This window comes from Flavobacterium sp. (genome assembly GCF_036515215.1).
In the GTDB taxonomy this organism is placed as follows: Bacteria; Bacteroidota; Bacteroidia; order Flavobacteriales; family Flavobacteriaceae; genus Flavobacterium.
Genome location: NZ_DATBVQ010000100.1, coordinates 1 through 5,473 on the forward strand (window position 1 = coordinate 1; position 5,473 = coordinate 5,473).

Consider the following 5,473-nt stretch of genomic DNA (forward strand, 5'->3'; position numbering starts at 1 on the left):
ATGCCCTATAGAGAGCGAAGGTTAGGTCTTGAGAGCCACCAATAACGATTGGAATAATTTTTTTCTTAATTAAATCCGAAACGATCTTGCGCAAGGCAAAATAAGTATCGTCTGCCGAATTTCCTGCAAGAATATTCCCTAAATCCGCAATAGAGGCATCCCAGTTCCCTGGATACATGCTGTATAATTCTTCTCGAATAGCCAATAAATCAACATCTGCAGTAGCCGTAGCATTTCCTCGGTTTTCCAAAACTCCAATAATGGCAATGTTGATCTTATTTAAATCAGGAAACTGTTTATCCGTATGAAAAACGATTTTACTTCCCAATTGTTGGGAAGACATTTTTTTTATCTTTTCTAAAATATCAGAATCAATGGGTTTTAAAAAATCAAATTCCATTTTATTTCTTTTTTTCCTCTCCCCAACCCTCTCCAAAGGAGAGGGAGACGAAACACTGGAATTAGTTATTATTTCTTTTTGGCTACGGCCTTTTTCGCAGCTGGTTTCTTTGCCACGGCTTTCTTTGCTGGAGCTTTTTTGGCGGCGGTTTTTTTGACAGGAGTCTTCTTAGCAATCATTTCCTGCACCTCCTCCAGCGTCAGTTTCGTCGCGTCAACCTCCTTACCCAATTCAATTTTGATTTTTCCTTTGGTAATAACGGAGCGTCCCCAACGTGCCTTTTCGACTAAAATCCCCTCCTCTTTCCAGTTGTGCAGTACTTTATCGATGTTCTTCTGCAATTTATCTTCAATCAACGCTTCGATGTCCGATTGCGATAAATTATCAAAATCATATTTCTTACTCACATTGATGAACAATCCATCCCATTTGATGAAAGGACCAAAACGGCCAGTACCTTTCTGCACGCCTTCTCCTTTATAGACAGCAACAGGAGCGTCGGCAATTGCTTTCTCGTCAATTAATTCCTGAGCTCTTTTAAAATCCACATCCAACGGATTTTCTCCTTTTGGCAAAGAGACAAAAGCCGCCCCATGACGAATGTAAGGGCCAAAACGACCGTTACTGACTTGAACTTCTTCTCCTTTATATTCCCCTAAATCTTTTGGGAGCAGAAAAAGGTTTAAAGCTTCTTCCAAAGTAATGGTTCCTATATTTTGGTCTGACATTAAACTGGCAAATTTCTTCTCTTCATCATCCGCCTCACCAATTTGGGCCACTGGGCCAAATTTCCCTAAACGAACCAACACCTGCTTACCCGTTTTAGGGTCTTTTCCTAAAATCCTTTCTCCGCTTTCTCTTTCGGCATTCGCTTCTACATCTTTGACTATGGGGTGAAACTTATCATAAAACTCTTTCATCATAACAGCCCAATCCACATTTCCTTCGGCTATTTCATCAAAATCCTGTTCCACTTTTGCAGTGAAATTATAATCCAAAATATTTCCGAAATTCTTCACCAAAAAATCAGTTACGATTGTCCCGATATCCGTCGGCACTAGTTTTCCTTTGTCAGAACCGGTGTTTTCCGTCAATACCTTCTCATCCAGTTTCCCAGATTGCAAACTCAATTGCGTATATTTTCTTTCCTGTCCGTCAAGATTTCCTTTCTCCACATAATTTCTGTTGATAATGGTAGAAATCGTTGGTGCGTAGGTTGATGGACGACCAATCCCAAGTTCTTCCAGTTTTTTAACCAAAGAAGCTTCAGTGTAGCGTGCAGGAGGTCTTGAATATCTTTCGGTGGCAGTTATATAATTGTTCTGTAATTTTTCGTTGACTTTCATTGCAGGCAACATTCCTTCCTGTTCCTCTTCATCGTCATCATGTCCTTCAAGATATACCTTCAGGAAGCCTTCAAAAAGCAATACTTCACCTGAAGCAGTGAACAGCTCCCCGTGATTGTTAGCCTCAATTTTGACATTTGTTCTTTCCAATTGTGCATCGCTCATTTGCGAAGCCAAAGTTCTTTTCCAAATCAAGTCGTACAAACGAGCTTGGTCTCTATCGATATTCACCGTATGACGGGACATGTCTGTAGGACGGATGGCCTCATGGGCCTCCTGTGCACCTTTACTTTTATTGACAAAAGTTCGAGGTTTGGAGAATTCCTTTCCATAGGATTTTATGATTTCCGCTTGGGCAGCATCCATTGCGTCTTTGGAAAGATTGACGCTATCCGTTCTCATATAGGTTATCAATCCCGCCTCGTATAAACGTTGTGCTAATTGCATGGTAATTCCAACAGGTAAATACAGTTTACGTGCCGCCTCTTGTTGCAAAGTCGACGTCGTAAATGGTCCAGTTGGTGATTTTTTGGTTGGTTTCGTCTCTAAATCTGAAACCTTATAAGTAGAACCTACATTTTTCTTTAAAAAATCTTCGGCTTCTTTTTTTGTATTGAAATTTTTTGGGAGTTTCGCTTTGAACGATTTTCCAGCTTCATTGGTGAATTCTGCCACAACTGAATAGCTTGCAACCGCATTAAAATTCTGGATTTCGCGTTCACGTTCCACAATCAAACGAACGGACACCGATTGCACACGTCCAGCCGACAATCCTCCTTTGATTTTCCTCCATAACACAGGAGACAGTTCATAACCCACCAATCTGTCAAGCACTCTTCTTGCTTGTTGTGCATTCACTAAATTATAGTCAATTTCACGTGGGTTTTCTATTGCTTTTAAAATAGCACTTTTTGTAATTTCGTGAAAAACGATTCTTTTTGTTTTCGCTTTATCAAGTTTTAGTTCCTCAGATAAATGCCACGAAATAGCTTCTCCCTCGCGATCCTCATCACTTGCTAACCAAACCATTTCTGCTTTTTTGGCCAAACCTTTCAATTTAGTCACTAAAGCTTTTTTATCGGATGAAACTTCATATTTAGGTTTAAAATCATTCTCTACATCTACACCAATTTCCTTTGAAGGCAAGTCGGCAATGTGCCCGTAACTTGACTCTACTTGAAAATCACTCCCTAAAAATTTCTCGATTGTTTTTGCCTTTGCAGGGGACTCAACTATAACTAAATTCTTTGCCATTGCTCTATTTTTCTGGGACAAAAGTATCTATTTTTTTTAAATATAAAGATTTTGAATGGATTTTTAAAAATTATCTCGAAGAAAAACCAAAGCAAAATCAACTGCTAAACGCTTTTTTTAGCCCCGATTGAAATGAAAATCCTCATTGTTCTTTTTGTTAAGAACAAGAAGATTGCAATGGAAAGCGGGAAATAGCTCCCAAAATAAAAACCAAAAACAATGTTAATTCTTCATCTGACATCTTGTCATATTCACACAAATAATTGTACCTTTGCGCCCTTATTAAAACACACTTTTGAAAGTGAATTATGGAAAAGATTATTGAAGAAAGCAAACAAGGAGAAAGCCTTGTTTTAGAGAATAAACCCGAGAACACAAAAAAACTATTTATAGAAAGTTACGGCTGCGCGATGAACTTTTCCGACAGTGAAATAGTAGCTTCCATATTATCCGGAAACGGATACAACACAACGCAAGTGCTCGAAGAGGCAGATTTAGTTTTGGTAAACACCTGTTCCATAAGGGATAAAGCAGAACAAACGGTCCGAAAACGTTTAGAGAAATACAATGCGGTGAAACGCATAAACCCGAAAATGAAAGTCGGCGTTTTGGGTTGTATGGCAGAACGTTTAAAAACGCAGTTTCTGGAGGAAGAAAAAATTGTTGACCTAGTGGTAGGTCCTGATGCCTATAAAGATTTACCTAACCTGTTGCAAGAAGTAGAGGAAGGTAGAAATGCAATTAACGTTATTTTGTCTAAAGACGAAACCTATGGCGATATCTCGCCCGTTCGTTTGATGAGTAACGGAATCACGGCTTTGGTGTCCATCACACGTGGTTGCGACAATATGTGTACGTTTTGTGTGGTGCCTTTTACCCGTGGACGGGAACGCAGTCGCGAACCGCAAAGCATCATGAAGGAAATCCAAGATTTATGGGGCAAGGGATTCAAAGAAATCACGCTTTTGGGCCAAAATGTTGACAGTTACCTTTGGTATGGTGGTGGTTTGAAAAAAGATTTCATAGCTGCCACAGAAATGCAAAAGGCTACGGCAGTCGATTTTGATCAATTACTGGAAATGGTTGCTGTTGGCTTTCCGAAAATGCGCATTCGCTTTTCGACATCCAACCCGCAAGACATGCACGAAAGTGTATTGCACGTAATTGCCAAACATCCTAATATTTGTAAACACATCCATTTGCCTGTTCAATCCGGAAGCAATAGAATTTTGAAAGAAATGAATCGCTTGCATACCCGTGAGGAATACATGACTCTGATAGATAAAATAAGGGCTATCATTCCAAACGGCTCGATTTCGCAAGATATGATCGCCGGTTTCCCTACCGAAACCGAAGAAGACCACAAAGACACTTTGAGTCTAATGGAATACGTGAGGTATAATTTCGGCTATATGTATTCATACTCGGAACGTCCTGGAACATTGGCAGGAAGAAAAATGGAAGATGACGTCACGGATGAAACTAAGGCCAGAAGATTGCAAGAAATTGTAGACTTGCAACAAAAACATGCTTGGTCACGCTCTGAAGAGTTCGTTGGACAAACCGTTGAAGTATTGGTGGAGAAAGTCTCCAAAAAATCAACTGAAGAATTCTCTGGTAGAAACTCGCAAAGTATCACTGTAGTTTTCCCAAAAGAGGATTATAAAATCGGTGATTTTGTCAATGTAAAAATTACGAGTTGCACAAGTGGTACCTTAAAAGGGCAAGCAATCGGTTTGAGCGAGATGAATTAAAAATCTCGATTACGGGCTGTATTAATTAAGAAAAAAATAAGATGTTAAAAAAAAATATAATAATTGGTTTGGTTACTTTTATAATTGGATTCGGAGTTACATTTTACATTATCAGAACCTATTTCCCAAAGCATAAGATTGAAAAAACGGCTCCCGCAACAGATACGTTGACAAAAACCGAAAAGTAAAAGACAATACGAAAGTTCAAGGTTTAAGATCGAAAGAACTCTAAACTTGAAAAACTTTAAACAAAATACAGAATGGATACAGTTCAAGCTATAAAACAACGATTTGAGATTATCGGTAATGACCCGAAATTAAATCGTGCCATAGAGAAAGCGATTCAGGTTGCCCCTACTGACATATCGGTACTTGTAGTGGGTGAAAGTGGAGTCGGAAAGGAAAGTATCCCAAAAATCATACACTCCCTCTCCCATAGAAAACACGGTAAATATATCGCGGTAAACTGCGGCGCAATTCCGGAAGGAACCATAGACAGCGAGCTTTTCGGTCACGAAAAAGGCGCTTTTACCGGGGCCACAAGTACCCGTGAAGGTTATTTTGAAGTAGCTAATGGCGGGACTATCTTTCTTGATGAAGTGGGCGAGTTACCGCTGACAACCCAAGTTAGACTTCTTCGAGTGTTGGAAAACGGCGAGTTCATTAAAGTGGGGTCTTCACAAGTCCAAAAAACGGATGTAAGAATTGTGGCTGCCACC

Annotated in this window: 3 protein-coding genes and 1 pseudogene; 2 read left to right on the top strand and 2 right to left on the bottom strand. The window is 39.6% G+C overall.

Annotated features, from left to right (window positions below):
• Positions 1-400: pseudogene (locus VIH09_RS06965) on the bottom strand (arginase); the annotation flags it as partial.
• 68 nt (positions 401-468) lie between these two features.
• Positions 469-3,000, bottom strand: a complete 2,532-nt coding sequence (gene topA, locus VIH09_RS06970; protein WP_331579265.1) for a type I DNA topoisomerase — start codon at positions 2,998-3,000, stop codon at positions 469-471.
• A gap of 308 nt (positions 3,001-3,308) precedes the next feature.
• Here topA and miaB point away from each other — a divergent pair, with 308 nt between their 5' ends.
• Positions 3,309-4,754 (top strand): tRNA (N6-isopentenyl adenosine(37)-C2)-methylthiotransferase MiaB, encoded by a 1,446-nt coding sequence (gene miaB, locus VIH09_RS06975; protein ID WP_331579267.1) that lies wholly within the window; start codon positions 3,309-3,311, stop codon positions 4,752-4,754.
• Positions 4,755-5,014: 260 nt separating this feature from the next.
• Positions 5,015-5,473: sigma-54 factor interaction domain-containing protein (locus VIH09_RS06980; protein WP_331579269.1), on the top strand; the 459-nt coding region annotated here is incomplete at its 3' end.

What these genes read in the sequence shown, in the direction of transcription:
- topA (WP_331579265.1), bottom strand. Translation starts at nt 3,000, where the DNA reads ATGGCAAAGAATTTAGTTATAGTTGAGTCCCCTGCAAAGGCAAAAACA.
- miaB (WP_331579267.1), top strand. Translation starts at nt 3,309, where the DNA reads ATGGAAAAGATTATTGAAGAAAGCAAACAAGGAGAAAGCCTTGTTTTA.